The organism is bacterium (assembly GCA_024226335.1).
Taxonomy (GTDB): domain Bacteria; phylum Myxococcota_A; class UBA9160; order SZUA-336; family SZUA-336; genus JAAELY01.
The window spans coordinates 1-26,745 of sequence record JAAELY010000259.1; the positions used below are offsets into that span (position 1 = coordinate 1).

The 26,745-nt window shown below is 61.3% G+C and carries 25 protein-coding genes and 1 pseudogene; 11 read left to right on the forward strand and 15 right to left on the reverse strand.

What is annotated here, in order from left to right; translation table 11 throughout:
• Window positions 1–202 precede the first annotated feature (202 nt).
• Window positions 203–580 carry a hypothetical protein gene (locus GY725_13165; GenBank protein MCP4005138.1) on the reverse strand — a complete coding sequence of 126 codons (378 nt, stop codon included), beginning with the start codon at window positions 578–580 and terminating at the stop codon, window positions 203–205.
• 10 nt (window positions 581–590) lie between these two features.
• Window positions 591–1,328: an HAD family hydrolase gene (locus GY725_13170; protein MCP4005139.1), complete on the reverse strand. Its 738-nt coding sequence runs from the start codon at window positions 1,326–1,328 to the stop codon at window positions 591–593.
• Between the two features lie 66 nt (window positions 1,329–1,394).
• Here GY725_13170 and GY725_13175 point away from each other — a divergent pair, with 66 nt between their 5' ends.
• Window positions 1,395–2,669 (forward strand): hypothetical protein, encoded by a 1,275-nt coding sequence (locus tag GY725_13175; protein MCP4005140.1) that lies wholly within the window; start codon window positions 1,395–1,397, stop codon window positions 2,667–2,669.
• Between the two features lie 12 nt (window positions 2,670–2,681).
• Here GY725_13175 and GY725_13180 read toward each other — a convergent pair whose 3' ends face one another.
• From GY725_13180 to GY725_13195, 4 genes are all read right to left on the reverse strand, one after another.
• Window positions 2,682–4,793, reverse strand: a complete 2,112-nt coding sequence (locus GY725_13180) for a M3 family metallopeptidase (GenBank protein ID MCP4005141.1) — start codon at window positions 4,791–4,793, stop codon at window positions 2,682–2,684.
• Window positions 4,794–4,808: 15 nt separating this feature from the next.
• Window positions 4,809–6,395, reverse strand: a complete 1,587-nt coding sequence (locus GY725_13185) for a hypothetical protein (protein ID MCP4005142.1) — start codon at window positions 6,393–6,395, stop codon at window positions 4,809–4,811.
• A 101-nt stretch (window positions 6,396–6,496) separates the two neighbouring features.
• Entirely contained in the window at window positions 6,497–7,414 is a 918-nt protein-coding gene (locus GY725_13190; GenBank protein MCP4005143.1) for an NAD-dependent epimerase/dehydratase family protein, read from the reverse strand.
• A gap of 27 nt (window positions 7,415–7,441) precedes the next feature.
• On the reverse strand, window positions 7,442–7,819 hold the full coding sequence (locus GY725_13195) for a hypothetical protein (GenBank protein ID MCP4005144.1): 378 nt from the start codon (window positions 7,817–7,819) through the stop codon (window positions 7,442–7,444).
• Between the two features lie 26 nt (window positions 7,820–7,845).
• Here GY725_13195 and GY725_13200 point away from each other — a divergent pair, with 26 nt between their 5' ends.
• The 5 genes from GY725_13200 to GY725_13220 all read left to right on the forward strand — a co-directional run bounded on the left by GY725_13200 (window position 7,846) and on the right by GY725_13220 (window position 11,741).
• Entirely contained in the window at window positions 7,846–8,550 is a 705-nt protein-coding gene (locus GY725_13200; GenBank protein MCP4005145.1) for a hypothetical protein, read from the forward strand.
• A 128-nt stretch (window positions 8,551–8,678) separates the two neighbouring features.
• On the forward strand, window positions 8,679–9,062 hold the full coding sequence (locus GY725_13205; GenBank protein MCP4005146.1) for a hypothetical protein: 384 nt from the start codon (window positions 8,679–8,681) through the stop codon (window positions 9,060–9,062).
• Between the two features lie 61 nt (window positions 9,063–9,123).
• Entirely contained in the window at window positions 9,124–9,807 is a 684-nt protein-coding gene (locus GY725_13210; GenBank protein MCP4005147.1) for an MBL fold metallo-hydrolase, read from the forward strand.
• A gap of 169 nt (window positions 9,808–9,976) precedes the next feature.
• The gene (locus GY725_13215; GenBank protein MCP4005148.1) at window positions 9,977–10,753 is read left to right on the forward strand and encodes an electron transfer flavoprotein subunit beta/FixA family protein; all 777 of its coding nucleotides are present in this window, start codon (window positions 9,977–9,979) and stop codon (window positions 10,751–10,753) included.
• A gap of 28 nt (window positions 10,754–10,781) precedes the next feature.
• On the forward strand, window positions 10,782–11,741 hold the full coding sequence (locus tag GY725_13220) for an electron transfer flavoprotein subunit alpha/FixB family protein (GenBank protein ID MCP4005149.1): 960 nt from the start codon (window positions 10,782–10,784) through the stop codon (window positions 11,739–11,741).
• A 21-nt stretch (window positions 11,742–11,762) separates the two neighbouring features.
• Here the strand turns inward: GY725_13220 and GY725_13225 are convergent, their stop codons facing one another.
• From GY725_13225 to GY725_13235, 3 genes are all read right to left on the reverse strand, one after another.
• Window positions 11,763–12,656 carry a metallophosphoesterase gene (locus GY725_13225; GenBank protein ID MCP4005150.1) on the reverse strand — a complete coding sequence of 298 codons (894 nt, stop codon included), beginning with the start codon at window positions 12,654–12,656 and terminating at the stop codon, window positions 11,763–11,765.
• Between the two features lie 2 nt (window positions 12,657–12,658).
• A complete protein-coding gene (locus tag GY725_13230; GenBank protein ID MCP4005151.1) occupies window positions 12,659–13,582 on the reverse strand; it encodes an alcohol dehydrogenase catalytic domain-containing protein in 924 nt (307 codons plus the stop codon).
• A gap of 81 nt (window positions 13,583–13,663) precedes the next feature.
• Complete coding sequence (locus tag GY725_13235; GenBank protein ID MCP4005152.1) at window positions 13,664–14,950, reverse strand: citrate synthase; 1,287 nt, start codon at window positions 14,948–14,950, stop codon at window positions 13,664–13,666.
• Between the two features lie 553 nt (window positions 14,951–15,503).
• On the opposite strand from GY725_13235, the pseudogene GY725_13240 reads away from it, so the two are divergent.
• The 5 genes and pseudogenes from GY725_13240 (at window position 15,504) to GY725_13260 (ending at window position 22,923) form a co-directional block, all read left to right on the forward strand.
• Window positions 15,504–18,131 (forward strand): annotated as a pseudogene (locus GY725_13240) (hypothetical protein).
• A 441-nt stretch (window positions 18,132–18,572) separates the two neighbouring features.
• Window positions 18,573–18,947, forward strand: coding sequence for a glutaredoxin family protein (locus GY725_13245; GenBank protein MCP4005153.1), 375 nt, complete (start codon window positions 18,573–18,575; stop codon window positions 18,945–18,947).
• 191 nt (window positions 18,948–19,138) lie between these two features.
• Entirely contained in the window at window positions 19,139–20,947 is a 1,809-nt protein-coding gene (locus GY725_13250) for a type II/IV secretion system protein (protein ID MCP4005154.1), read from the forward strand.
• 16 nt (window positions 20,948–20,963) lie between these two features.
• On the forward strand, window positions 20,964–22,424 hold the full coding sequence (locus tag GY725_13255; protein ID MCP4005155.1) for an AAA family ATPase: 1,461 nt from the start codon (window positions 20,964–20,966) through the stop codon (window positions 22,422–22,424).
• A 7-nt stretch (window positions 22,425–22,431) separates the two neighbouring features.
• Window positions 22,432–22,923 carry a hypothetical protein gene (locus GY725_13260; GenBank protein ID MCP4005156.1) on the forward strand — a complete coding sequence of 164 codons (492 nt, stop codon included), beginning with the start codon at window positions 22,432–22,434 and terminating at the stop codon, window positions 22,921–22,923.
• Here GY725_13260 and GY725_13265 read toward each other — a convergent pair.
• From GY725_13265 to GY725_13290, 6 genes are all read right to left on the reverse strand, one after another.
• Window positions 22,882–23,361 (reverse strand): pyridoxamine 5'-phosphate oxidase family protein, encoded by a 480-nt coding sequence (locus tag GY725_13265; protein MCP4005157.1) that lies wholly within the window; start codon window positions 23,359–23,361, stop codon window positions 22,882–22,884. The genes GY725_13260 and GY725_13265 overlap by 42 nt on opposite strands.
• A gap of 60 nt (window positions 23,362–23,421) precedes the next feature.
• A complete protein-coding gene (locus GY725_13270; GenBank protein MCP4005158.1) occupies window positions 23,422–23,952 on the reverse strand; it encodes a hypothetical protein in 531 nt (176 codons plus the stop codon).
• A gap of 18 nt (window positions 23,953–23,970) precedes the next feature.
• Window positions 23,971–24,489 carry a signal peptidase II gene (locus GY725_13275; GenBank protein ID MCP4005159.1) on the reverse strand — a complete coding sequence of 173 codons (519 nt, stop codon included), beginning with the start codon at window positions 24,487–24,489 and terminating at the stop codon, window positions 23,971–23,973.
• 21 nt (window positions 24,490–24,510) lie between these two features.
• Window positions 24,511–25,155 carry a glutathione S-transferase gene (locus GY725_13280; GenBank protein MCP4005160.1) on the reverse strand — a complete coding sequence of 215 codons (645 nt, stop codon included), beginning with the start codon at window positions 25,153–25,155 and terminating at the stop codon, window positions 24,511–24,513.
• A gap of 108 nt (window positions 25,156–25,263) precedes the next feature.
• Window positions 25,264–26,421 (reverse strand): hypothetical protein, encoded by a 1,158-nt coding sequence (locus GY725_13285; protein MCP4005161.1) that lies wholly within the window; start codon window positions 26,419–26,421, stop codon window positions 25,264–25,266.
• Window positions 26,393–26,737: a hypothetical protein gene (locus tag GY725_13290; GenBank protein ID MCP4005162.1), complete on the reverse strand. Its 345-nt coding sequence runs from the start codon at window positions 26,735–26,737 to the stop codon at window positions 26,393–26,395. The genes GY725_13285 and GY725_13290 overlap by 29 nt, the downstream gene beginning before the upstream one ends.
• Window positions 26,738–26,745: the final 8 nt, after the last annotated feature.

The window sequence follows — 26,745 nt, forward strand, 5'->3', positions numbered from 1 at the left end:
GAGGATTCGAGCGAGAAGCGGGAGTCGCCGCCTGAGCAAGAAGCGTGATCCGATCGCAGATCCGTAGATCTGCAGAGGGTCGCGCGACGCAGCGCAGGCGGATGCATCGAGCTTCGCAGCCGCAGCCTCCCTGTGCAGAGGTTCCCTAGCCCGATACTGGAGCAACCATGCGGACCCATCGTCCGGCCGAAACCCAGAGGGCTTAGCCGCCCGTAGCCTCGATTTTCAGAAACTCGGCGCAGGCCGGACAGCGCAGGGTCACAGGCAGGCTCAGCTCCGCGTCGGCGGGAAAACTCTGCTCTTTCTGGCACGCCGGGCATTCGCCGGTCAGCGAATCCACACTTTCGTGCTGGCGAAGCCGCCGAATGCTGAAAAAGACGGACGCGGCCAGGAAGCCGGGTATACCGAGTACATGACCGATGGCGGGAATGAAAAGGCTGATGAAAGCCCCGCCCAGTAACGGCAACCCGATCCGCGCGGCCCGACCGATACGCTCGCCGCGCTCGTATTCGATCACCCGCAAGAGGATCCGCGTGGGTTCCTTGCCGTAGGTAGAGGCATTCAAGATACGTTCAGCCACGGACGTTCCCTCAGCTTTCGAGAATCGAAAGGATCTCCCCGAGCGCCTCGATCACGTGATGGGGCTCGGCGCTGTCTCCCACACCGTGACCCGGAGGACTCGCACCGGCTTCGCGAATCAATGCGGTCCGCATGCCGACACCCAGCGCTCCGGCGATGTCCTGTTCCGGTGAGTCGCCGACGAAGAGCACCTGATCCGCCGTACAGCCCGCCTTCTCGCACGCGTAGTGATAGAAACCGGGATCGGGCTTGCAGGAGCGTGCCTCTTCAGAACTGGACCAGTGGTCCAGGAATTTTCCCAGCCCGGCCCGCTCGATCATCGGAATCAGATAGTCGTCATCGATGTTGGAGACGATCGAAAGCACCCGACCGCGCTCCCGCAGCGCTTTCAGCGTCGCCAGACAGTCCTCGCGCAGCTCGAAAGTCGTGGTCACCAGTTCGCGCTGGGCTTCGTGGAACCAGTCCAGAAGCTCCGGGGTCACGACGCCGCCGAGCGCCTGCGCGTAGCGCCGAAAAGTGTCCTCGAAAAGGTCGCGATGCAGGAAATAGGGTCGTGGCAGGATTGCGGAATACGCGTCCTTGCTCGCGCGACGATATTGGAGCCCGATCTCCCTGGGCGCAGCCTCGATGCCCAGACGACGAGCGGCCTCGAGCAGGAGATTGAAGGTACCGCCGCCAATATCGTTGTAGCTGAACAGCGTCCCCCCGAAATCGAAGAACACGTGCGAGATTTCAGCTGATGCTCCCATGGGCGCGCAGGCTATGAGAACCGCCTCGGTGTGTCAAAAGCTGAAGCTGCGGTAGAATCGGCCTCGATGGCTGAAGACAGAGTTTTCGCAGTGGCGATCGTCGGGGGTGCTACGGCAGGGGCCGAAGCAGCCGATATCTTCGCCGGTCACGGCATTCTCACGGTGGTGTTCGAACAGAACCCGCGCCCGTACGGGAAAGTCGAAGACGGACTGCCCAGATGGCACGTTGGATTGCGACGCAAGGAATACGATTCCATCGACCGCAAACTGAACCAGGAAGATATCCGCTTCGTACCGTTGACGGCATTGAGCCGCGACGTGTCGCTTCCCGAACTCGCCAATGAATGGGGTTTTCACGCGGTCGTGCTGGCTCACGGTGCCTGGCGCGACCGCCCGTTGCCGATTGAAGGGGCAGACGAGTTCGTCCGCAAAGGCCTCGTCTATCAGAACCCGTTCATCCTGTGGTTCAACCACCGCCACGAGAAAAACTTCGCGGGTGAGGTTTTCGAAGCCTTGAACGACACGATCGTGGTCGGCGGTGGATTGGCCTCGATCGACGTGGCCAAGGCCTTGAACCTGGAACTCACGCTCGCCGCGCTACGCGAACGCGGCATCGAAGAAGACCTGGTAGAACTCGAAGTGAAGGGCATTCCCAGGGTCCTGGAAAGCCACGACCTGACATGGAAGGAGCTGGGCATCCAGCCCGCCACGATCTTCTATCGCAGACGCCCCGAAGACATGCCCTTGGTGAACATGCCGGACGGAGCCGATGACAAGATGCGCGAGAAGATCGAGAAGAGTCGCGCGCGCGTCCTCGCCAAGTCACAGGAAAAGTACCTGTTCGAGATTGAGCCCTTGCGCGCACCCGTCGATCTGATCGTCGAGAACGAACGGCTCACCGGACTCGTATTCGCAAGGACCCGACTCGAGGCAGGCCGTGTCTTGATCAGCGACGAAACCGTCGAGGTGCGCGGTTCGCAGATCATCAGTTCCATCGGCAGTATTCCGGAAGAGATCGCGGACATTCCCATGAAGGGTGAGCTCTACGCGTACGAGGACTGGGACCTCGGTCGCCTGCCCGGATTCCCCACGGTCTTCTCCGCCGGCAACGTCGTGACGGGCAAGGGGAATATCGTCGACTCTCGCAAGCACGCGCGACGGATCGGCACCCATGTCAGCGAGCAATACCTTCGCATCGCCGACGAAGTGAAGAAGCTGAAGCCCTTGGCCGAAGCCGAGCGAAACAGCCTGCTAGCGCGCGTGCGCGAACGGCAGGAAAAGATCGGTTACAAGGACTACACCAGTTGGATCGAAGCTTCCTGCCCACCGGAATTCATCTAGCAGGAAATTCGTCTAGCAGGCTGCAGAAGAACACTGGATCGCCAGACCCGAATGCCGTAGCAACGCCTCGGTCTTCGGTTCGCGACCGCGGAATTCGATGAACACCTCCATGGCTCGACGGCTTCCGCCGAGGGCCAACACGGTTTCGCGGTAACGCGCACCGATTTCGGCAATCGCCGCGTCATCCTGGAGGCCAGCTTCTTCAAACGCCGAGAACGCGTCAGCACTCAGCACTTCGGCCCACTTGTACGAGAAATACCCCGCGGCATAGCCACCTGCGAAGATATGGGAAAATGAGCATAGAAAGCGGTCCTCGGGCAGTGGTTCGAGAACCATCGTCGCCCGAGCGACACGTCGCTCAACGTCCAGATAAGTCTCCGTCCCACCGGGCACATAGCAGTCGTGCAACTCCAGATCCGTCGAGGAAAAGAAGATCTGACGCAGCATGGCACTACCCGCGCGGAAAGTCCGAGAAGCGCAGATCTTCTGGAACAGATCCTCAGGCAGTACCTCTTCGGTGTCGAAGTGTTTCGCGATTCCCAGGAGAGTCTCACGGTGATAGCACCAGTTCTCCATGAACTGGCTGGCGAGTTCAACTGCATCCCACTCGACGTTGCGGATTCCGGAGGCGAGCCCATAGTCGACTCGCGTCAGGACGTGCTGCAACCCGTGACCGAACTCGTGAAACAGTGTTTCGACTTCATTGAAAGTCATCAGCGACGGCTTGTCTCCGACCGGCGGAGTCTGATTACACACCAGATAGGCGACCGGTAGGCGCACGCCGGATTCCTGCGCGACGCTGCTGCGTCCTACGCATTCGTCCATCCAGGCGCCACCACGCTTTTCCGACGGGCGGCTATAGGGATCCAGATAAAACGCGGCGATCGGATCGCCGCCATCGGTGAGCACTCGAAAAAACCGCACGTCTTCGTGCCAGACGGGGACCCCTCCATCGGCGGGTTGTATCGTCACGCCGAACAGGCGACGAGCCAGCGCGAACAGGCCATCGAGCACCCGCGGAAGCGGAAAGTAGGGACGCAGTTCATCTTCGCTGTACGCGTAGAGTTCCTCGCGTTGCCGTTCCGCCCAGAAACTGATGTCCCATTGTCGAAGATCGCTCGCCTCAGGAGCGCTTCTACTCGCGGCGAACTCTGCAAGCTCTGCGTGTTCCCGGTGGGCCGCTTCATGCGAGGCCGCGCGCAACTCTTCCAGCAGTTGCCGGACGGCGGCGACGTTCGTCGCCATCTTGGGTACGAGACTCACCTCTGCAAAGCTCGAGAAGCCGAGCAGCTTGGCTTCTTCGAGACGAAGCTCGAGAATTCGTTCGATCACGGGTCCGTTGTCCAGATTGCCGCTGCTCGCACGCGTGATGTTCGATCGGTACAGTGTTTCGCGCAGATCGCGTCGCCGACTGTGCTGCAAGAACGGCAATAAGGAGGGATAGTCGAGCGTTACGCGCCAGGGCCCTTCGTCGGCGTTCGCACCCTCTTCGCCCGCTTCGAGCGCCAACTGGGCAGCGAACTGGAGCCAGCTTTCAGGAAGACCGGCTACCTCGTCCTTGTCTCGCAGGACGAGCGCGAACTCGCGGGTCGCATCCATTACGTGGTTGTCGAAGCGGGTGGCGAGCTCGGCGAGTTCCTGCTGGATCTCGTTGAAAGCGTCGCGCTCGGAGCCGTCCAAGCCCACGCCGGATAGCTCGGCATCGCGGATCGAGACTTCGACGATCCGCTGCTGTGCCGCATCGAGCTGCGCGAACACCGGCCCATCGCGCAGCGCGAGGAGTCCGTCGTAGATGCGCCGGCTCTGACCCATGCGAACGGATAGCGCGATCACCTCCGGTTGCATGGCCTTGTGCGCGGCCCGTAGCTCGTCGGAATTCCGAACACCCATCAGATGGCCAACAATGCCCCAGCTGAAGCCGAGTCGGTCGCCAATGCGCTCGATCGGCTCGACGAGTCCAGACCAGGTCGGTTCGAGGGAGTTCTCGAGAGCCTCGAAATCAGCCTCGGCCTGCCTGAGCAACGCGCGCATCCCGGGCTCGACGTGCTCGACGGCAATTGCGTCGAAACGCGGCAGTCCGCTCTGGTCCAGTAGCGGGTTGTCTCTAGTTTCGTCGACGGCCATCCGGGCCTCCCGTTCTCAGAAGGTAAGCGTGTAGGAAACTTCCTGTCCGGGGTCGAGGCGCTGGGCAACCAACTCCACCCAGCTGCGATCCGAAGCAACTCGCAGTGTATTGCGCGGTCCAAAGAGCAGCGAGGGTTCCATCGGACGAGTGCGCGTGGAGCCTGGTGGCAAGTAGACTCGCACCGTGACACCGCGTACCGTCGTGCCGCCGTCATTGCGCAGTGAAAGAGACGCGATTCCGGGTTGATCGAGCGCGAGATCCACGCGGATCTTTCGGCGGCTCAACCACCATCTCGCCAGCTCATCACCGCTCGCAAACCAGACCTCGTGCGCCGCGAGCTCTCCAATCAGTCGCTCGATTACTTCGACACCGTCGGGATCGGCGATCCAGGCGGGATCATAGGTGAGTGAATACAGGCCACCGAGGCGCTCGACGCGAAGATACTCGTTGAGCTCGCGGCGAATCAGCGAACGCGGATCGGAAACGTCCTCATCATCCGCAGTGCTTTCGAGCAGCGGCAGCAAGACGACTTTGGACCCGAGGATGGCCGGAATTTCCGGAGCAGAACTGCGCGCGGATTGCGACGCGACAAAGAGACAGCCGCGCAGTGAGAGTTCGTTTACGACCTCTTCATCGTCCAGGCCCTCAGCGCTACAACCGCGCAGCTTCGAAGCATCGACCAGCGGAACCTCATGCGTCCGGTGAATTTGGCGGATGAGAAGTGCAGTTCTTTTGTCCGTTGCAGGTTCGCTGGAGATCAGGGCGGCCGCAGCCCGACCTTTTGGCCAGGTCTGTAACTCCACCAACGGTCTGCGCGCTGTATAGACGAGCGCGTTCCGCAGTAGCACCCGGGACAGGTTTCCATCCTCGATCGTCTCGGGCGCAAGTCCCAGCCAGACCACCGGCGCGTGCAGGTGATGACCGTGCAGCAATGGCACATCGGGTGGTTCGCCAGCATCGCTCGACCAGAACAGGGCACCCCTGTCCCCGCGGGCCACTAACGCGCGATGTGCGGGTTCTACCTGGAAAAACCGCCCGGGCGCGAGATTTGCCACAAGTGGCCCCCGCAATCCCACCTGCAAAGTGGGCCGGGTCTTCGGCACGATCTCGAAGCGATAACCGGGAAAGAAGCGTTCGTGGGGCGGAATCAGACGCAGTTCACCGTGGTCGTCGACCGTCCCCGCGTTCCCGCTCAGAACGACTCCTCCGCCACTGGCGAGGAACGCATCGAGCGCGTCGAGATCCTCGTCTGAAAGCACCGTTTGCCTGGGCAGGACCCAGCTGCCAAAACGTTCGCGCAGAATCTCGGAAAGAGCCTGGACTTCGACGTCTTCAGAGTCCAGATGGGCCAGGCGCGCGGCTTCGTGCCATAGCTCGTGTTCTGGCCCGATATTTCGATTGATGCGGCCATTGGCGGAAAGTGCGATCACTGCCACACGCGCTGGTCTGTGCGGCGCGAGAGTCTCGTAGGAAAGACCATCGGGGTCCAACGGAATCACGGCCAACAGACCCAACCCGAGAACCGAGAGCAGGACTACGCCGATAGTCGCCAGCAGGCGCACGCCGGTCTTCGAACTTTCTGATCGATTGGGATCGCGCATCGGGAGACTCCGAGGATCTCCCTGCTTATCGGTCGCGCAGCTTCCGCCCTACAGCCCCGAGAACATTGGCCCGGACGCTTCGCGAGCACGCGGGTCCGAAATCAGCGTCGAAGGCTGCGGAAGCTCTCCTTCAGGCCGAAAAGGGGCCTGAAGCCAGTACTGTTCGCGAATCGCTCGCCATCGATGGTGCACGGGTACTTGATGTAGTCGATGGCGCCGGTGGGTACACCAAACAGCCCCAGACGAAACATCCGATCCAGGACGGGACGCGCCAGGGGTTCTGGGAGCGATAGCGCAGTGGCGCCGGTTTCCTGGATCGCGATGCGCAGCGGCACCTCCCCCGGACCGCACACGTTGTACACGCCGCGCAGATTCCGCTCGACCGTCAACGCGATGGCCTCCGAGAGGTCCTCTTCGTGCATGAATTGCAGCATGGGGTTGAACCCCATCATCACCACCACCCTGCGCTGTCGCAGGTAATTCACGATCGAGTTTTCCACGTAGTACCCGAGCGTAGGAACCGGACGCAGAATCGAAGTCTGGACGTCGGGGTACCGCCACATGAACGCGCTGGAGATTGTGTCGACTTCGACCAGATCGCGAATCTCGGGATAATTGCGACCCGCGAGCAGCGGGTAGTCCTCGTCCATGAAATTCGGGTTCTCCGGCAGAGCTCCGTAGACGTAGCTCGTCGAGAGCACCGAGATTCTCTTCACGCCGTGGTTTCGGCAGTGGTCGAGCAGCTTCCGCGTGCCTCGCACGTTCACATCGTGCCGCTGATCGGGCTTGTCGCGGAAGTGACGCACGAAGCCCAGGTGCACGACCGTGTCGGGTTGTTCCTTGCGCAGTACGTCTTCAAAGCCGCGCGTCCGCACATCGACGCGATAAAACGGGGTCTCGGCGGGGCGCCGACTCCAGTTCTCGGTATCGACGCCCACCACTTTGTGGTTGCGCGACAGACGGCGGGCCAGGAGACGACCCTGGCCTCGAGCAACCCCCACGATCAGAACCTTCTGCACGTCCCTACCTCGTCATCGCCCGAAACCTCACCGCCGGGAAGCCGGCCAGTTCGGTTTGCGGTCTTTGAGCTGTGTGCTCTTGCGGGCGATGTATTCACTATCGATCGCTTTCGGGCCCCGGTACAAGTCGGCGTACACCCGGCCGTCCGCCTCGGCGTACCAGAACGAGACCCAGGGGGTTCCATCGGCTCCGTGATACGTACCGCTGATCACCGCCTCGTCATCATCGAAGCTCAGGACCCAATAGCCCAGCTTCCGCTCGGCGAGGGCATGATTTTCGATCTCGCGGGTGGGTGCATTTTCATTGTAGCTCCACACCCCAAAGTACCGAACTGTATTGGCAAACGAGTCCGGGGCGATCAACAGGACGACCAGGGTGCAGATGAGAGTCCAAGAGCGTGACATGAGCTTTATGGTATAAGAAGCCGCCTATGAGCACGAACGTGAAGCTCGACGCGATCCAGATCCAAGTGACCCCTGAGATCAGCGTCACAGGTAATGTGGGTACCCCTGAATGGTGGCCCAGCGGGCAGCGTGTGGGCCTGATCCTGGCGCATGACACCGTCGGAGGCATGGATCTGCCCGAACTGATGAGCCTCCAGCGCTCGATGGCCGAGCGGGGCCTCCTGACCCTGCGCTTCAACTTTCCCTTCGCGGAACTGTCGAAAAAGCGTCCGGATGCCGCCGAAATCCTCGAACGCACCTTCCGAGTCGCACTCAGTTCGTTGATGCTCGACCCGGAGAACGCGCCTGCGCGGCTCGTGGTGGGGGGCATCGGCCTGGGCGCGCGGGTCGCGGCGAATGTGGTTTCTCAGGGCCTCAAGGTCGACGGCCTGGCCTGCCTCGGGTTTCCCCTGCATCCGGCCGGCAAGCCGAACCAGCAGAAAGTCGATTCCCTGTACCGGATCATCTGTCCGATGCTCTTCGTCCAGGGATCGCGCGACACCCATTGCCGTGTAGATCGACTCGAAACACTCCTGCGCAAGATCGGCGCCCCGACGCGACTCCACGTCGTTTCCGATGCGGGTCAGGGTCTGTCGCTGATCAAACGGACCCACCGGACGCACGAGGAAGTGCTGGGTGAAGTCACCGGGGTCCTGGATACCTTCATCCAGACGGTGATGGGGAACCTCTGAGCCTATTTCCCGATTTATTCGCTCCGGAACGGCGCTTCATCGAGCGCCTGCGCGGCATCGCACGCCTGGATCCGGACGTCTACTCCGAGATCGCTCGCGACCCGCACAGCATCCCACAGGCCTTTGCGGTGGTCATCGGTGCATCGGTGCTCGCCGGGCTGGGACAGAGTTCGCTTTCTCTGATCTTTCTGTGGATCGCGCTCGCGATCATCCAGTGGATCGGCGTGAGCGGGCTGATCTGGATCGCCGGGCTGTTTACCGTGGAAGGCGACGTCGACTATGCGCGTCTGTGGCGCTGCACGGGCTTCGCATACGCCTGGTCCGGGCTGCAGGTGGCCTCCGGGCTGCCGCTGATCGGGGGCCTGGTCGCATGGGCGGGAACCGCGCTCTTCCTGTTCTCGATCGTACTGGCCACGCGCGAGGTCTACGGCAGTACGACGCTGAAGGCCGCTCTGATCTGCATCGTCGCGTTTGCGCTGCCCGCGATCCTGTTCAGCCAGCTCTTCGGTTGACACTGATTTCGCCGCGGAGTATCCGGAACCTCCGCCCAGGCGCCCCAAGGGGAGAATGAAAATGTCCGAACCCGACGATCTGTTCATCGAGCAACTCGCGTGCGGCCCCATGCAGAACTTCGTCTACCTGGTCGGTTCGAACCGAACCCGCGAGGTGGTGATCGTCGATCCGGCCTGGAGCATCGCCGGACTTCTAGAACACATCGACAATCAGGGTCTGACGCCAATCGCGGCCCTGGTCACGCACTACCACCCGGATCACATCGGCGGCGCGATCTTCAACCAGGAGATCGAAGGGCTACCGGAGTTGATGACGCAGCGACCGATGAAGATCTACGCGAACAAGCTCGAAGCCGAAGGCGTGTGTCGCGTGACCGGCCTTTCGGACAACGACATGGTGAAGGTCGACTCGGGCGACAAGATGACAGTCGGCGACGTCGAGATCGAGTTCCTGCACACGCCTGGCCACACTCCGGGGTCGCAGTGCTTCAAGGCGCGCAACGCCCTGGTTTCGGGCGACACGCTGTTCATCCAGGGCTGCGGCCGGGTCGATCTTCCGGGAGCCAATCCGGACGATATGTATCGCAGCATCTGCCAACTGGCAGACCTGCCCGACGACACGATCCTGTTCCCGGGCCACGATTACGGCGGCGGTGCGAACCGCAGCATGGCCGAGACGAAGAAGGTGAATCCCTATTTGCGGATTCCGGATCTCGAGACCTGGCGCCAGATGATGGGCGGTTGATCCGGGGCGAAAGTCGCTCTCCACCACTGCAGCACTTTGTGGCACCTGGAACTGACGGCCGCACGCGCTTGAAAAGGGGCAAGGCTTCCCGTATCGTGCCCGCCGGTTCCCCCTTGCGCGCCAGTTTGCGCGCCTTCCCTTTTCACGTTTTTCAACGGAGATCCACCCCATGAAGATCCTCGTTTGCCTAAAACAGGTCCCGCACAAAGATGCGCGCCTGGAGATAGCAGCGGACGGCAAATGGATTTCGGACTCGAGTATCAAGTTCGAAATCAACGAGTACGACAGCTACGCACTGGAAGAAGCTCTTCGCATCAAAGATGCCGGCGACAGCGAAGTGATCGTTGCCAGTGTCGGCCCCGATCGCGTAGTGCAGTCCTTGCGCACGGCCCTGGGTATGGGCGCCGACCGCGCGATCCACGTCTGGGACGACGCGCTGGAAGAAGCGGACGCTCTAGGTGTTGCAAAGGTGCTTGCCGCAGTGGCCAAGGCCGAAGGCGCCGAACTCGTGCTCCTGGGCATGATGTCGGACGACTCGAACTTCGGCTGCATCGGACCGATGGTCGCCGAATTGCTCGACATCGCGCACGCCACCGCAATCGTGAAGGCGACCATCAACAATGGCGCCATCGAGGTCGAGCGCGAGCTCGAAGGCGGTGCGCTCGAGGTGGTATCCGTTCCCCGTCCATGTGTTCTCACCGCACAAACCGGGATGAACGAAGTCCGCTACGCGTCGCTGAAGGGAATCATGCAGGCCAAGAAGAAGCCCCTCGACAAAAAGTCGCTCGGTGATCTTGGACTGGATGCGGGAGCCATCGCTCCAAAGGTGACGATGGAAAAGATCTACGCACCGGTGAAGGGCGAAGGCGCAGAGATCCTCGAAGGATCCGCCGCCGAAGTCGCCGACAAGCTCACCGCCAAGATCAAGGAACTCGGCCTGCTCTAACGAGCCGCGCCTTTAGGAGCACATCGAAATGCCGAAGACACTCATCGTCGGTGAAATTCAGAACGGCGGCCTGCGTGAAAGCACGCTGGAACTCGTCGCACTCGCACGCAAGCTCGGCGGAGACGTCTCGTCCGTCGTCATCGGAAGCGGAATTGGCGGGGTCGCCGAAGAGCTTTCCTCGAAGGGCGGCGGCAAGGTCCTGGCCGCCGACGACGGATCGCTCGAGAACTACACTTCCGACGCTTTCTGCGCGGTCATCCAGAAGGCCATCGCGCAGGAAAGCCCGGAACTGATCCTGCTCTCCAACACGCCGATCGGCTGGGATGTGGCGGGCAAGCTCGCCGCCGCACTCGATGCAGGACTGGCCACCGACGTCTTCAACATCGAAGAAGACGGCGGAGACCTGGTCTTCCTGCGCCGCATGTTCAATGCGAAATTCGACGCTCGGATGCGAATCGCCGGTTCGCCGCGTATCGCGACTGTGCAGCCCGGTGCCTGTGAAGGCTACGAAGGCAGCGATGCGGGCTCCGTCGAAAGCCTCGATGCGAGTGGCACGACCGCGCGCACGAGCTTCGTAGAAACTCGTACGGCCGCATCGGGCGGTCACGATCTGACCAAGGCCGAGATCATCATCTCCGGCGGTCGCGGCCTGCAGAAGCCGGAGAACTTCGATGAGGTCCTCAAGCCCCTGGTCGAAGCCGTCGGCGGGCAGATGGGCGCATCGCGGCCGGTGGTCGACGCCGGTTGGCTCCCGCACGAATACCAGGTCGGAAGCTCGGGCCAGGTCGTCTCGCCGAAACTGTACATCGCAGTGGGCATCTCAGGTGCGATCCAACACCTGGTCGGGATGAAGGGTTCGAACTACATCATCGCGATCAACAAGGATCCCGATGCCCCGATCTTCGAGGTCGCGGACATCGGTGTGGTCGCGGACCTGTTCGAGGTGGTCCCGGCGCTGGCGAGTTCCCTGGCGGCCGCCAAGGGCTAGCGGATCGCGCTGCAGAGGCGCTCAGTTCCTCTGCAACTCCACAACGGCAATCTCTCCCGGTGCGCCCAGGCGTACCGGGAGAAAGCCGACTCCTGCTCCGCGCCCGACGTAGAGCTGTGAGCCTCCCGGGGCTTCGAAGCGCCCGGACCAGTAGCCCAGCTTGGTGTGACCGGTGAGCGCGCGACCGAAGGGCAGAATCTGCCCGCCGTGTGTGTGACCCGAGAGCATCAGGTCGACATCGGCAAGACAGGCTTCGCGAAAGAAGTCCGGGTGATGCGACAGGAGCAGGATCGGCTCGTCTCCCTTACGCCCCTCTACCGCTTGCTCCAGGTCGGGATGGCCTTCTGTGTAGTCATCGACGCCGGCGATCCAGAGCGTGGCGGCCCCCCGCTGCACGCGTTCTCCGCGATTGATCAGGATGTTCACACCCATGTCCTGGAGCACGGAACGCCAGACGAGCAGACTCGACTCGGCGTGATATTCGTGGTTTCCGGGAACCGCGAATACCCCGAGCGGCGGACTCAGCAACGAGACCGCTTTGCGCAGCATCAACGCCTGGTGGTCGTAGTGATCAACCAGATCACCGCCCAGACACACCAGGTCGGGTTCCTGCTCGGCGACCTTCGCGAAGACGCGAGTCAGATCCTGTTCGTCCATGAAGCTGCCCGCGTGCACGTCGGACACAAAGGCAATGCGCAGACCGTGGAGTTCCTCGTGACCGCGCCGCAAGCGGATCTGCGGGCGCGTGAAGGTGCGGTTCCGATCCAGGAATCGGCTGATCTCGCGTTTGAAGGCACCCCGGTATGTGCTGTTCGTGAGGTTGGAGATGAAGCGCGAAAGCGCCACCTGCCGCTCTCGCATGGGCGAATGCAACTTGGGCAGATAGGGCTCGGACTTGCCTTCGGAATCGCTCACGCTCAGGGCTTGGGCTCCAGGGTCACCTTGATTGCACCACTGCTCTTGTCTTCGGCACAAGCAAATGCGTCCTCAAGTCGTTCGAGTCCGAAACTGTGCGTCTGCAGCCTGGCGATTTCCGCGGCGAAACTGGGCAGAAGTGAGACCGCGTCCCCGAAATCCGAACGATTGGCATCCGCGCCATACGTATTGGACCCGATCAGGCTGACTTCATTCAGCGTCAGGACGGTTGCATTGATACTCGGCGCATACGAGAAGACACCGAGCACGACCACGCGGCCTCCCGGTCGGCACAGGAAGATCGCGTTGTTGAGCGTATCGCTGCTGCCCCCGACAGATTCCAGGATCACATTGGGCCGGTGCTCCCGCGCCCATGCCGGTGCATCGCCTTCCTCGAGAACCTGGAGACCAAGTTGCTTGGCGGCATCGCGCTGGTGCGGATGGCGCGCGGTGATCGCGACTTCCTCGACGCGATCGCGGGCCAGCATACCGCTCAGGAGACCGATCGTTCCCGCACCCAGAACCAGAACGCGATCGTTCGGAGCGAGCGTGGCGCGGCGCAGCCCGCGCACACACACGGCCAGGGGTTCGGAAATAGCCGCGACACGGGAGTCCACGGAGGCGTCGACACGATGAACCGCCGTCAGGGGAACATCGACGAAGTCGGCAATCCCACCGGGTCGCTGGATGCCGAAGAGTTCCCCCGTCTGGCACAACTGCCGCTCTCCTTCGGCGCAGGACGGACAGGTGCCACACCAGATGCGCGGCTCGACCGCGTAGATCGCATCTGCGATACCGGCCGGTCCATCGAGAGGCACACCTGCAATCTCGTGTCCGGGAACGCCACCGGGAACTACGGGAAGCTCGCGGCGCAGCAGGTGCAAATCGGTTCCACATATCCCGCAAGCCGAAACCGCCAGCCTCACCCAGCTTTCCGGGAGAGGTGGCGGTTCGACATCTACGAGGGCGATCGACTTCTCAGTCCATCGAGCCTGTCGCATTTCCGACTAACGCTTGTCTTTGGGAACGTAGCTGCGCTCAGTCGGACCGGTGTAGATCTGACGCGGGCGGCCGATTGCCTGGCCTTCTTCGTGCAGTTCCATCCACTGGCAGATCCAGCCGGGTAGACGTCCCATCGCGAACAGCACAGTGAAGCTGCTGATGGGAATACCGAGCGCCTTGAAGATGATTCCGGAGTAGAAATCCACATTGGGATACAGGCGGCGCGTCACGAAGTAGTCGTCCTCGAGCGCGATCTTCTCGAGATCGACGGCGATCTCGAGCAACTTGTTATTGACCCCCAACTGGTCGAGCACGCTCCACGCGGCCTTCTTGATGATCTTCGCGCGAGGATCGTAGTTGCGGTACACGCGATGGCCGAAGCCCATGAGGCGCGAGGTGTCATCTCGGCTCTTCGCGCGATCCACGAACTCCTGCGCCGTGAGACCCTCGTCCGCGATAGCCTCGAGCATCTGGATGACCTTCTGATTGGCGCCGCCGTGGCGCGGTCCCCAGAGCGCATTGATTCCGGCCGAGATCGCGGCAAACAGATTCACGTGCGAGCTACCCACCAGGCGTACGGTGCTCGTCGAGCAGTTCTGTTCGTGATCGGCGTGCAGGATCAGCAGCGTATCGATCGCGCGAGCCACCACCGGATTGTGTGCGTACTCCTCGCATGGCGTACCGAACATCATGCGCAAGAAGTTCTCGACGTAAGTGAGGTTGTTGTCCGGATACAGAACCGGGTGCCCGATCGAGTGCTTGTGCGCGTAGGCGGCAATCGTCGGGAACTTCGCGATCAGTCGCTTGATCGATTCCTGGATCTGGTCTGGACTCTCAGGGTCGAGATACTCCGGGTAGAACGTCGAAAGCGCCGCGACCACCGCCGAGCTCACAGCCATGGGATGGGCATCTTTGGGGAAGGCCTCGAAGAAGGCCTTCAGATCTTCGTGGAGCATCGTGTGATAGACGATCTCTTTGCTCCACTGGTCATACTGCGGCGCGGCCGGTAGCTCCCCGTTGATCAACAGGTAGGCCACCTCGAGAAAATCACTCTTTTCGGCCAGCTCCTCGATCGGATAGCCGCGGTAGCGCAAGATGCCCTGCTCGCCGTCGATGAAGGTGATCTCGCTGAGACAGCTACCGGTGTTCTTGTAGCCGCGATCCAGAGTGATCAGGCCGGTCTGGCTACGCAAGTCTGATATGTCGATGCCGCGTTCACCCTCGGACCCGGTTATCACCGGGAATTCGTGTGCCTTGCCGTCAATTTCCAGTCTCGCCATTTCGTCTTCCATCACTCTCTCCTCGGCCTTCGCTCCTTGCGACCGGGTGATTACCAACCGGATTTTCGATGCCCTACTTCCGGACTCTTTTGCTTGCCGTGTACCGATCTGCCACCCGAGCCGAAACATCGGGATCTGCGAATGATTCACCGAGCCGAGATCACGATGACGGTCTTCGGGCGTTGGAAGATCGAAACAGGGCTGCTTAGCCCGGATGCGCGATAGTCATAACGGCGAAAAGCCCAGGATGCAGCGCTGACGCTGTCGGCACCGCCGTTAGGATCATTGTACACCTTCCGGAAGACACACGCCCCGCCTGGGCCGATGCGAGCCGGGAGGCTCCCCGGCAGGCCGGAAGCAGTACCGGCGCAGAAAAGGGTTCCCAGTCTGGGGGCAGATGTGCATAATTTCCCCTGCCCCTCAGGGAACGGAACTCGGCACATCTACCGGGGTCCGTGGGCGAAGAGGTTGGAATGGAAGAAGGGCTCTCCGCGCCCTTCTGGGATGCTGCGGTACGATCATGGCTCGAATTCGTGACTTTTTGTCTGCCCTTCTCTTGGCGAGCATGGCAGCGTTGGTTTCAACTGGTGCACAGGCCAAGGACTTCTGGTTTTTCGAAACCGGGCAAGTTCGGCCGCTCGCGCTTTCGCCCGACGGCGACCGCCTGTTTGCCCTCAATACCCCGGACAATCGGCTGGAAATTTTCAGCATCGGGCCGGGTGGTCTGAGCTTCGAGTACTCCGTTCCCGTGGGCCTGGAGCCGATCTCCGTGGCCGCGCGCAGCAACGCCGAAGTCTGGGTCGTCAATCATCTTTCCGACAGCATCAGCATTGTGGACGTCAGCAGCGACCCGCCCAGCGTCACGCGTACCTTGTTGGTCGGTGACGAACCGCGCGACATCGTTTTCGCAGGTACGCCTCCCGATCCGAATCAGCCCTTCCCGCGCGCGTTCATCTCGGCCGCCCATCGCGGGCAGGTTCATCCGGCGGATCCCAACGGCGAAAAGTACGGCGACTTCTTCACCCCGAGTGTGGGACGCGCGGATCTGTGGATTTTCGATGCCAACAGTCTTGGATCGGCGTTGGGCGGAACCCCGGAAACCATACTGACGCTGTTTGGGGATACTCCACGTGCTCTGGCCGCAACGCCGAGTGGTGACAAGGTCTACCTGAGCGTATTTCACTCGGGCAATCGCACGACCGCGATTCCGAATCGAATCCTACCGATCGAACCGGGCTCGATCGATATCGGTGCGATCGCAGCATTCAATGGCTCGACCTGGACCGCGCGTGGCGGGATCGATGTGAGTTCGTACATCAAACTGGAATTGCCCGACTACGATGTCTTCTCGATCGATGCCGACGCAGTGACGCCGGTCGAACTCGACCGCTTCTCCGGCGTAGGAACAATCCTGTTTGACATGCTCGTCGATCCGAATACCGGCGTGTTGTACGTGAGCAATACTGAGGCGAACAACGCGCAGCGCTTCGAATCCGAGGTCAAGAGCAAGATTCACCAGGCACGAATCACATTGATCGACGATCCGAACGTGGAGACGCGCCATCTGAACACGCACATCGACTACGAAGTCGTGCCTTCTCCTGCGGGCATCGCGGAGAAGAGTCTGGCAACCCCCATGGGCATGGCTATCTCGGGCGACACCCTGTACGTGGCGGCCTTCGGATCGAGCAAGGTTGGCGTGTTTTCGACCAGTGAACTGATCGCAGATGGCTTCACTCCAGATCCGAACAATCAGATATCTGTGAGCGGCGGCGGACCTACGAGCGTCGTGGTCGACGAGATCAACGACCGACTGTATGTGCTGACGCGTTTCGACAATTCGATCTCGGTCATCGACAAGTCCGCCGAGAGCGAAATCGATCACATCGCTTTGCACAATCCCGAACCGGCGGATGTACTGGCGGGCCGGCCATTCCTCTACGACGCGATTGCGACCTCGAGCAATGGCGAAGCTTCGTGTTCGGCGTGCCACGTTTTTGGCGACCTCGACAGCCTGTCCTGGGACCTGGGCGATCCCAATGGCTCGATCATCCCCCAGAACAATCTCTTTGAACTCGGCTTCGGTACGTCGGTCCATCCCCAGAAAGGGCCGATGACTACACAGACCTTCCGCGGGATGGCGAACCACGGTCCGATGCACTGGCGCGGTGACAAGACCGGCGCGGACGACCCCAATGTGGGTACGCAGTTCGACGAGGAAGCAGCGTTCAAGGCCTTCAACCCCGCCTTTGTCGGCTTGCTGGGACGATCGTCACAATTGAACGCGATCGAGATACAGGCTTTCGCCGACTACGCACTGCAGATCGTTTCCCCGCCGAACCCGATCGCCAATCTCGACAATTCGCTGAGCGCGGCAGAAGCCCACGGCCTCGTGGTCTTCAACACGCCATTCACCGATCAGGCGTCGAAATCGTGCATCCAGTGTCACGGCCTCGATTCGAGCCAGGGCTTCTTTGGTACCAAGGGCTTCCTGTCGATCCTGCCGGGCGCCGAGCCTCAGGACTTCAAGATCCCGCAGTTGCGCAATCTCTATTCGAAAGTGGGCATGTTCGGCGGCGTGTCGAACTCACTTTTTCCGAGATTGGGCGATCCGAACCAACCGCAGATACGCGGCTTCGGTTACTCGCACGACGGCTCGATCGACAGCGTGCTCAGCTTCGTCAATACCTTCATCTTCCAGCTCCCCATCGATCCCAACGATCCCAACGGGATGCCGGGCGAGGTTTCGCGCCAGGACACCGCGCGCTTGCTGATGGCCTTCCCTTCCGAACTCGCTCCGATCGTCGGTCAGCAGATCACTTTGACCGCAGCCAATCAGGTCGCAGCGGGTGCGCGAATCGATCTGATGATCGCGCGCGCTCTCGTGTCCTATCCGAGCCCTGAAGATCCCAACCAGGTGGAATGCGATATCGTTGTGAAGGGCTCGGTAGCGGGCGAGGATCGAGGCTGGACCATGAATGCCGCGCAACTCTTCGTACCAGATCGCGCCAGCGAATCAGTGCTAAATGACGCGAGCTTGCGGGCCGTGGCGACGGGCGGTGGCGACCCGTTGACCTACACCTGTGTGCCACCGGGCTCGGGTGTGCGCATCGGTATCGATCGCGACCGGGACCTGCTGCTCGACGCGGATGAGAAGTACTTCTGGTACAGCGATCCGGGCGATCCCGACAGCGACGACGACACGTTGCTGGACTCCGCAGACAACTGCCCGAAGTTCGCCAACCTGGGGCAGGCCGATACCGGCGGCGTCGCCTCGCTGGCGGACCCCAATGGTGCATTGCCCGACGGTTTCGGCGACGCCTGTCAGTGCGGTGATACCAGCGACAACGGACGCGTCACCGATCTGGATGTAACAGAGTTACGCGACCATCTGGCCTGGATCGGACCGGCACTGAGTTCGGGAGGCCTGGGCAAGTGCGATACGCTCGCACCGGCAGGTTCCTGTGACGTTGGGGACTGGGTCGTTCTGGCCCGTGAACTCGCGCAACTCGGACCGGGTATCGAGCACGTGTGCGCTCCTGTCGTCCCCTGATCGCAACCCAGGGTAGAATCAACCGCCGGCGTGGGTCGTCCGATGCAGGGACAACGCCCTTCCGCGTCCAGGAGACACGAATTGAAGTCCCTCCCCCTGATTCTCTTTGCGCTCGCCGCCACCGCTGCGCTGGTCTGGGAAAAGGGTGGCGTGCGCGAATGGTCGGACGAGAACGCGCCCCGGGCACAGCTGGCCGCACAGGCGGAACCCACGGCCGCCAAAGTCACCCTGTACACGATGGTCGGCTGCCCGTACTGCAGGGCGGCCGTGAGCTATCTGGACGACATCGGCCAGCCCTATGTGAACCGCGACGTTCAACAGGATCCCGACGCCTACGCGGAGTACATGCGAAAGACCGGTGGCAACCCGGGTGTTCCAGTGATCGATGTGAATGGCCAGATCATGCAGGGATGGGACTCCCGTCAATTCGAGTCGATGTTGGTTTCGAACCGCTAAAGCCCGCGAAATTTCGTAATACCCTTTATTATCAAATAGATAGTCACCGAGTTGCACTCTGCTAAGTGCTTGCGGGTCGCGTCTGTTGCCTGTTGGGTTTTCCCATCGCATCGCCGATAGGCTCCAACATGACGGACGAATGCGACGTTGCCGCAGATCTGCACAACCCTGAGCGCAGTAGCGCCAGTGAAATGCGCCCCCCACTCACGCTCTCCGAACTCCTGGAGATGTTGACCCGGCGCGAACTGCTCACCGCCCAGCAGGCCAAGGATGTGGAATCTCGCTCCACCACCTTGCACAGCCGAGTGCTCAAGGAGCGGGTCGGCTCGGTACGTTCGGCGGCCGCAGCACGATACGAGGTATCCCCAGCCGAGACCGTTGCGGCCGCGGCCTTTCCTCATGCGAGCAAAGCGCATCGACGACTCGACGAGGATGCGATTGCGGAGGCGATCGCGTCCGAGAACGATCTGCCCTATCTGAAGATCGACCCGTTGCGGCTAGACAACGATCTGATCACCAAGACGTTCTCCCGACCTTTCGTGCGCCGTCACGTGGTCATCCCGTTGAGCGACGAAGGCGAGAGCATGCGCCTCGCCGTCTCCGATCCCTACGATTCGACGCTGCGCCAGACGATGCAGGACCTGGTTCACAAGCGGGTGGAATTCACGATCGCGTCCAAACGCGACATCCTGGGCGTGGCCGACCGCGTCTTCGGCTTCCGCACCAGCGTCAAGGCCGCGGTCGACGAGCTTGGCGACCAGAATTCGAACAGTGCATTGGCCGAACTGGTAGAGCTTCGATCGAACGAAGAACTGGCCACGAATAGCGATGCCCATGTGATTGCGGCCGTCGACTTCCTGCTGAACTACGCCTTCGAGCAGCGCGCATCCGATATCCACCTGGAGCCGCGCGCCGGCGATTGCGTCGTTCGCTTCCGGATCGACGGCATCCTGCACGACATCGAGGCTCTGCCGTCCTCAGTCCATGCTGCGATCGTATCGCGCATCAAGGTCATGGCTCGTATGGACATCGCCGAGCGCCGTCGCCCCCAGGACGGTCGTATCAAGACCGCTCGCGGCGACAAGGAAGTCGAACTGCGCGTTTCGAGTCTGTTCAGCGCCTTCGGTGAGAAAGTCGTGATTCGAGTACTCGATCCGGGCATCCTGATGTCGGATCTGCAGGAACTCGGTTTCAATTCACTCGAGCGCGAACAATACGAGCGCTGGATCACGGCGCCCAATGGATTGATCCTGGTTACCGGCCCCACCGGCTCGGGCAAGACGACTTCGTTGTACTCGACACTGCGCTACCTGGCGGGCCCTGAGATCAATATCACCACGGTCGAGGATCCGATCGAGATGATCGATCCGCGCTTCGTGCAGGTGCAGGTGCAGCCACAGATCGACGTGACCTTCGCGAACGCGCTGCGTTCGATCCTACGTCAGGATCCGGACATCATCATGGTCGGTGAGATCCGTGATCCAGAGACCGCGCAGATGGCAGTGCAGGCCGCACTCACGGGACACCTGGTCTTTTCGACTGTGCATACGCGTGATGCTGCCGGAGCTATCACACGCCTGATCGAACTCAACGTCGAGCGCTTCCTGCTGTCCAGCGTGCTGCGCGGCGTGCTCGCCCAGCGACTCCTGCGCAAGATCTGTCCGCATTGCGCAGTCGACGGTTACCTGACGCCCGAGCAGGTGGCTGCGCTCGGTCTCAAGGTGCCCGTCGAGCGACGAGAGCGTCTGGGCGTGCGCTGGGGAGAGGGCTGCGTGGATTGCCGGCACACGGGCTTGTACGGAAGAGCGGGTGTGTTCGAGATGCTCGACGTCGGACGGCGTCTGCGCGAGATCATCAAGAAGGGCGGAGACGCCAATGAACTCGCCCATGCCGCGCGGGTCGAAGGTATGGAAATGCTGCGCGAAAGTGCTCTTCGGCGCCTGGCCGACGGCATGACCACATTTGAAGAGGTGGTCCGCCTGACTGCCGAGATAGATTGATCGGGACGGAGAAGCGATGGCCAAGGAGTCTGCGCGCGAACTCGCGCTGATGATCAAGGCGGGCTGGCGGCTCGTCGCATTCGAGAGCTTCGAGGAAGAGCGCGCCTTGCGCACCATCGAAGCGGCCGCCACTGCGTGTGAGCGTTCCGTCATCAACTGGTCGGTGGCCTCGGGCCTGTCGAACACCAATCAAGGTGCAGGCTCCTTCGATGAAGGCGTTCGGGCGATTGCTGCAGTATCGGAGCCCGCACTCTTCGTCATCCTGGATGCCCATCGCGTGATCGACGACCTGGTAGCCGTACGCCGCCTGCGCGACATGCTTCAAATGCTGGCCGAGCGCAAACAGATTGTCGTCTTGTTGGGACCGACCATCGAGGTTCCCGCAGAACTGGCACGCGAGGTCGCACACATCGAGCTGGCTCTGCCACGCGCCCCCGAACTCGAATCCCTCTTCAAGCGGGCCATCGAGTCCGCTCCAGCAGATCTGATTGACGACGCGGTCAAGGCTGCGTTGGGATTGACTTCCGGGGAAGCCATGCGGGTACTGCGCAAGTCGTGCACGGCGGCCGACGGACTCAACACTTCCGCCATCTCGTTGATGATTCGCGAAAAGCGCCAGGCGTTGAGGCGTACACCATCACTCGCCTTTCATGAACAGGAAGCGGGACTCGCCGACATCGGCGGGCTCGATGAACTCAAGCGTTGGCTCGCTGAACGACGTCGTGCGTTCGGCGGAGAGGCGCGCAGCTTCGGCCTGCCTATGCCACGGGGCCTTTTGCTCCTGGGTGTGCAGGGCTGCGGAAAGTCGCTCTCCGCGAAAGCCGTAGCACAGGAATGGCAGTTCCCTTTGCTACGGCTCGATCTTGCAGCTGCTTTCGGCGGCGGTGGGCAATCCCCCGAAGCTGCCATCCGCGAAGCGACTTCGGTCGCAGAATCCATCGCACCCGCAGTATTGTGGATCGACGAGATTGAAAAAGGCTTTGCAGCATCTGGGCAAGACGGGCATTCGAGTCGAGTCTTCGGTTCGTTCCTGACCTGGTTGTCGGAGAAGAAATCACCGGTCTTCGTGGTAGCCACTGCGAATGACGTCACCCAGTTGCCGCCAGAACTCCTTCGACGCGGGCGTTTCGACGAACTGTTCTTCGTGGATCTGCCGAGTCACGGCGAGCGAATGGAGATATTGTCGATCCACCTTCGAAAGCGCGGCCGGGATCCGCTCCAGTTCGATCTCGACGATCTGGCATCCCAGGCCAATCGACTGTCCGGTGCGGAACTCGAGCAGGTCGTAGCCGCGGCCTTGTATACGGCATTCGCAGAACAGCGCGACGTGAGCTACAACGATCTTTCAAATGCAATCACCGAGACCGTACCGCTGTACGAAACATACGAAGAGAAGATCAAGGAACTGCGAGACTGGGCGCGCACGCGGGCGCGTTCGGCAACCATCGATGCGAAAGCCGTGAACCTCTTCTCTTAGTATCGAGATGAAAAGCCCGCACGCGAACGCGCTCCTCTGCTGGCTCGCTCTCTTTTGCTTAGCCATGTTTCCAGGCTGCGCATCGATCCCACTCGATCCAGTACCCAGCGACGGCTGTGCGGACGCACCGGCCCCCGGTGGACGCTACCCCGACCCCGAGTACTGCGGACAGCGTCACCTGGTCGTCGGCCTGTTTCCGACGGTCGGCGAGCATCACCTGAATGACCTCTCGACCAAAGGGATGCCTCTGACCCCGATGCGCCGCGCGATTGACTACACGGTCTTCCCGGTGGTGATTTCGATCCTCAACCTGACCGGGTTTGGACTGCCGTCTCTGTACGCACTGATCTACGAAGGCTTCGAGGAATACCATCCCTCCCCTGGTGCCTGCTCGATGTCCTTGCTCGGTTTCTGCAAAGCACAGAAATCACATCCCAGGCCGGAGAGCAACGCGCAATCAACTCTGCCAGGTGAGAACTTCACCGCCGGTCCCCAGTAAGACACCCCCGGGGAAAACACGTAGTCGCCAGGGATCGAGTCGCAGAGCCGCAAAGCTGTCGTCCGTGGGATGTTCCCACACGGGGATCATTGCCGGATCGTAGCCCACGGGTGCGGGTGCATTCTTGTACGAATCCCAGACCATCGTGCAGGTATCGTCGTCGAATGCCCACGTTGCCTTGCATTCGGCGACGCAAGTATCCTGTGAAGGGGTCCAGTAGTTCAACGAGACATAGGGACTGGCGGCGATGTGCTCGCGCTTGGTCGGTGTGGGTCCGGTACCGATCCAGCCGACCAGCCGTCCGCCCTCCCATTTCCAGATTGGATGCAGAACCCGCGAGCGAGGGCGACCCTTCGCATCGACGGTGGCGGCCGTGCACCACACGATGCTGTGCGCCATCTCTACGAAGGCCGGTGCGATCTTGATCAGCTCGGTCATGAAATCCTCCTGGTGGGTGACTGGTGAGAAGACACCTGATCCCATCTTCCAGAAAGCATATCACCGCCCGGAATCCGACTCCTCCGCGTTCCACTGCACTGCGAGCGCCAGTAGAACGGCACCCACCGCGTCCTTGTGTTCGAGCATCAATAGACGCGCCACTTGATCGGGGCCGAAAAGCACCCGACCGAGTACGTCTTGATCAACGGACAGGCGAAGAGCCAGAATTCGCGGGCCGTGTCTGCGCAGAAGTGACTCGACGCTGCGATAAAAGCGTTCGGCAGCATCGTCCGCCAGTACCAGGAGTCTGGAAACACGCACACCTCGGGCGACCCCGGTGCGTCGATCGACACTCTTCAGTCCGCGCTCCTCGGCCGCCAGGGCCTGCTGAGCGTTCTCCAGGCCGCGAACGATACGACCCGCTGAATAGGCACTCTTCAACGCTGCTTCGACGGCGGGTCCGAGGTTGGCTTGCGGCACACCCAGGTCGGCCTCCGCCCAAAGGGGCCGGGAATGCGACTCGAGTCTATCCACAAGACGTTCAGCGGTTGCCGCGGCTTCGACGCTTCGGGGCAGACGTAGCGCATCCATTCCCTTTTCCACGGCTCGCTAGTCCGGCTCGGGATCGGGATCGGGATCGTTGATCCGATGCAGACCCAGAAGGAACAGACCGACTCCGGCAAAGACGGCGACATCTGCCACATTGAAGATCCCCGTGTGCAGCGGACCAATACCGAGGCGTACGAAGTCGGTGACGGTACCGTCCTGGAGCAGGCGATCGATCCAGTTCCCTATTCCTCCGGCGGCGATCAGGGCGAGTCCGAGCGCCTGGAGCTTGGATAGTGCGGGGTCGCGCAGGTTCACGACGCATAGAGCCAGCAAGAGAACGGGCACGCCGACCTGGAAGATGAGTACTCGTGCGATCTCCGGTAGAGCCGACCCGAGGCTCAGGAAAGCTCCGGAATTCTGCACGAGGCGGAGTTCTACGGTTCCGAAGGCGAGCTGAATCGGCGCGAGCCCGCTCAGCTGGCTGCGGGCGATTTCCTTGGAAATCTGGTCGCAGCCCAGACACCCGAATGCGGCGACTGCGAACACGATCCACGTGGCTGTGCGTTCCAGGATGCTCAAAGCCGAGCGATTATACCGAACTCAGAAACTCGTGCGCCCGCGCAATTCTTCGAACGAGACCATCACGTTCTCTCGGTAGGGCGGACGCGAGGTCAAGCGATCAAACCAACTCTCGAGGAAGGGCAATACCGGGGTTTCGAGTCCCATTTCATAATAGCGATACAGAGAAGTCGCGATCGGAATATCGCCCATGCTGAAGACATCACCCGCGAGGAATCGGTGGCTCGCGAGATGCTTATCGACGATGCGGAGATGAGCTTCGACTCGTTTGCGTGTCGATTCAATCAGGTGCTCGTTTCGCTGTTCCTTCGGAGTCCTGAAGTAGCCCCAGAACAGGACCATGAAGTCCGGCTGATAAGTGGCCAGCTCCCAGTCCATCCATCGATCGGCCAACGAGCGATCGATGGGCGATTCAGACCAGAGAGTGCCGGTGCCGTATTTCGCGGCCAGATACCGCACGATACTGTTCGATTCCCAGATCGTGTGCCCTTCGTCCACGAGCACGGGAACCCGGCGGTGTGGATTAACCGTCTGGAATTCACGCGAGTCCAGACCTCCGGCACTACCCCCCGCATCGATGTGCTCGTGCTCCAGCGAAAGTTCGCCGAGAGCCCATAGGACCTTCTGTACGTTGTGCGCGCTGCGGCGCCCCCATATCTGGATCACTGATCGAACCCTCTTCGCTACAGAGAACCTACAGCGGATCGGTTTGCGAAGCCTATCCGTCCGACTCGGCCGTAGACATCGAGGCCCGTAGTGATCGCCTTCGCCACATCAGTGGCCCCCCGGGCGAACTCGTTGCCGGAGAACCTTCTCCCGAAATTCCCTTACGACCGGAAGGCGACTGATCCACGCCGTAGCATCGGCTCGCGCAGGATCGACATCGCTGGGACGGCCGGCAAAACCCTGGGGAATCTGACTGTGAAGCTCGGGCGGATCGTAGGTCTGATCCAGATAGTGGTATTCGAAACCCGGAACGCAAAGGTCGTCGTCGACGTGGACATCGATCGTGCGCACTCCGTAGCGCATGATCTCTGTCGTCAACGCCTGCGGGGGAACGATCCAGACCCGCCGCGGACCCGTGATGAACTGGTACTGGATGGTGCGGTTCTTCGAAAGGATGCGGAACTTCCGGATATTGCCTTTGTACAAGCGACTGCGCGATCGGCTCATCTCCAGTACGCCGCGCGTAAAGTCGGGCTCGTAGCCTCTGACGAAGCGCAACGACTCCGGATCATTGTCGCGTGTGAAGAACGCCACTTTGCGAGCGCCGTTGACCAGATTGCGTTTGTCCGAACTCGCGCGCCTTCGCGGACCTTCGAAGTCCTCATAGGGCCGCAGCCGGTTGTCCGGTGCGTTGTGCAGGATGAGCGGTACCGCCTGCGTGTCGCGTCGGGGCCTGGATGCAATGCGGCTGAGTCCATCGAGCGCGGCTTGAATCTCGAAAGGCAGGTCCGTCGTTTCTTCCGCGCTCGAAAAGACCTGCTCGCCGTCCTCGATGTACGGCTTCAACGCACCCTTTCCGACCCAGTTCTCCTCTTCCGTGCGGATTACATGCGAGGCGGAGCGCCAGACCAGAGAGATATCCTTGTAGAAAATCTGCGGATAGAGTTCACGACGGGGTCCGCGCGATCCGGATCGGCCGGGTTGAACGTAGGCGATGAAGAAACCCAGATCGTCATCGACGCGAGGGTCCGTCAGATAGTAGACCGTGTCGAACAGGCGGAGTTCGTACCTGGGCGTGTATCCGCGATCCAGCAGGATCTGCGGATTGTCCCTGGCCAGACCGGTTGGTTTGAGTTTGAAACCTTCCCGCAACCGCTTGCGAAACTCAGCTGCGACCTTTCGCGTCGTCTTTTCTTCGGGCGCGATTCCGGTGACGATCTCGGTCTGGAGCAAAGCGCTACCCCGATCGGTTGAGGAATTCGGCATCTCGTTGCGTTGCAGCCAACTGTCCCCCGAAACAAGCGGCCGCCACTCCCAACGCTAGCGAGAACAGAAACTCGGGATCCTGAAGTGCCTTGGCAACTGGTTCCTGCAGGCCGATGACCAGGAAGCTGAGGCAAGCAGAACAAGCTCCGAAGACGAATGCATGTTCGACTTCGGCCCGTCGTGCGATCCGACCCGCGGCAAAACCGGCCAGAATCGGCCCGGTGCACAGTCGACCCGCAGACTCGACCGCGGGCACACCCAGGTAGGCCTGTGGGGGCGAATAACGCGGATCCGACTTCTGTGCGGGGCTCGACATCTTGCAGG

Excerpts from the sequence above, each read along its gene's own strand:
- GY725_13235 (MCP4005152.1), bottom strand. The coding sequence starts at position 14,950 with ATGGAAGACGAAATGGCGAGACTGGAAATTGACGGCAAGGCACACGAA.
- GY725_13270 (MCP4005158.1), bottom strand. The coding sequence starts at position 23,952 with ATGGATGCGCTACGTCTGCCCCGAAGCGTCGAAGCCGCGGCAACCGCT.
- GY725_13210 (MCP4005147.1), top strand. The coding sequence starts at position 9,124 with ATGTCCGAACCCGACGATCTGTTCATCGAGCAACTCGCGTGCGGCCCC.
- GY725_13195 (MCP4005144.1), bottom strand. The coding sequence starts at position 7,819 with ATGTCACGCTCTTGGACTCTCATCTGCACCCTGGTCGTCCTGTTGATC.
- GY725_13175 (MCP4005140.1), top strand. The coding sequence starts at position 1,395 with ATGGCTGAAGACAGAGTTTTCGCAGTGGCGATCGTCGGGGGTGCTACG.
- GY725_13170 (MCP4005139.1), bottom strand. The coding sequence starts at position 1,328 with ATGGGAGCATCAGCTGAAATCTCGCACGTGTTCTTCGATTTCGGGGGG.
- GY725_13285 (MCP4005161.1), bottom strand. The coding sequence starts at position 26,421 with ATGCCGAATTCCTCAACCGATCGGGGTAGCGCTTTGCTCCAGACCGAG.
- GY725_13215 (MCP4005148.1), top strand. The coding sequence starts at position 9,977 with ATGAAGATCCTCGTTTGCCTAAAACAGGTCCCGCACAAAGATGCGCGC.
- GY725_13220 (MCP4005149.1), top strand. The coding sequence starts at position 10,782 with ATGCCGAAGACACTCATCGTCGGTGAAATTCAGAACGGCGGCCTGCGT.
- GY725_13250 (MCP4005154.1), top strand. The coding sequence starts at position 19,139 with ATGCGCCCCCCACTCACGCTCTCCGAACTCCTGGAGATGTTGACCCGG.
- GY725_13200 (MCP4005145.1), top strand. The coding sequence starts at position 7,846 with ATGAGCACGAACGTGAAGCTCGACGCGATCCAGATCCAAGTGACCCCT.
- GY725_13255 (MCP4005155.1), top strand. The coding sequence starts at position 20,964 with ATGGCCAAGGAGTCTGCGCGCGAACTCGCGCTGATGATCAAGGCGGGC.
- GY725_13290 (MCP4005162.1), bottom strand. The coding sequence starts at position 26,737 with ATGTCGAGCCCCGCACAGAAGTCGGATCCGCGTTATTCGCCCCCACAG.
- GY725_13265 (MCP4005157.1), bottom strand. The coding sequence starts at position 23,361 with ATGACCGAGCTGATCAAGATCGCACCGGCCTTCGTAGAGATGGCGCAC.
- GY725_13185 (MCP4005142.1), bottom strand. The coding sequence starts at position 6,395 with ATGCGCGATCCCAATCGATCAGAAAGTTCGAAGACCGGCGTGCGCCTG.
- GY725_13180 (MCP4005141.1), bottom strand. The coding sequence starts at position 4,793 with ATGGCCGTCGACGAAACTAGAGACAACCCGCTACTGGACCAGAGCGGA.
- GY725_13260 (MCP4005156.1), top strand. The coding sequence starts at position 22,432 with ATGAAAAGCCCGCACGCGAACGCGCTCCTCTGCTGGCTCGCTCTCTTT.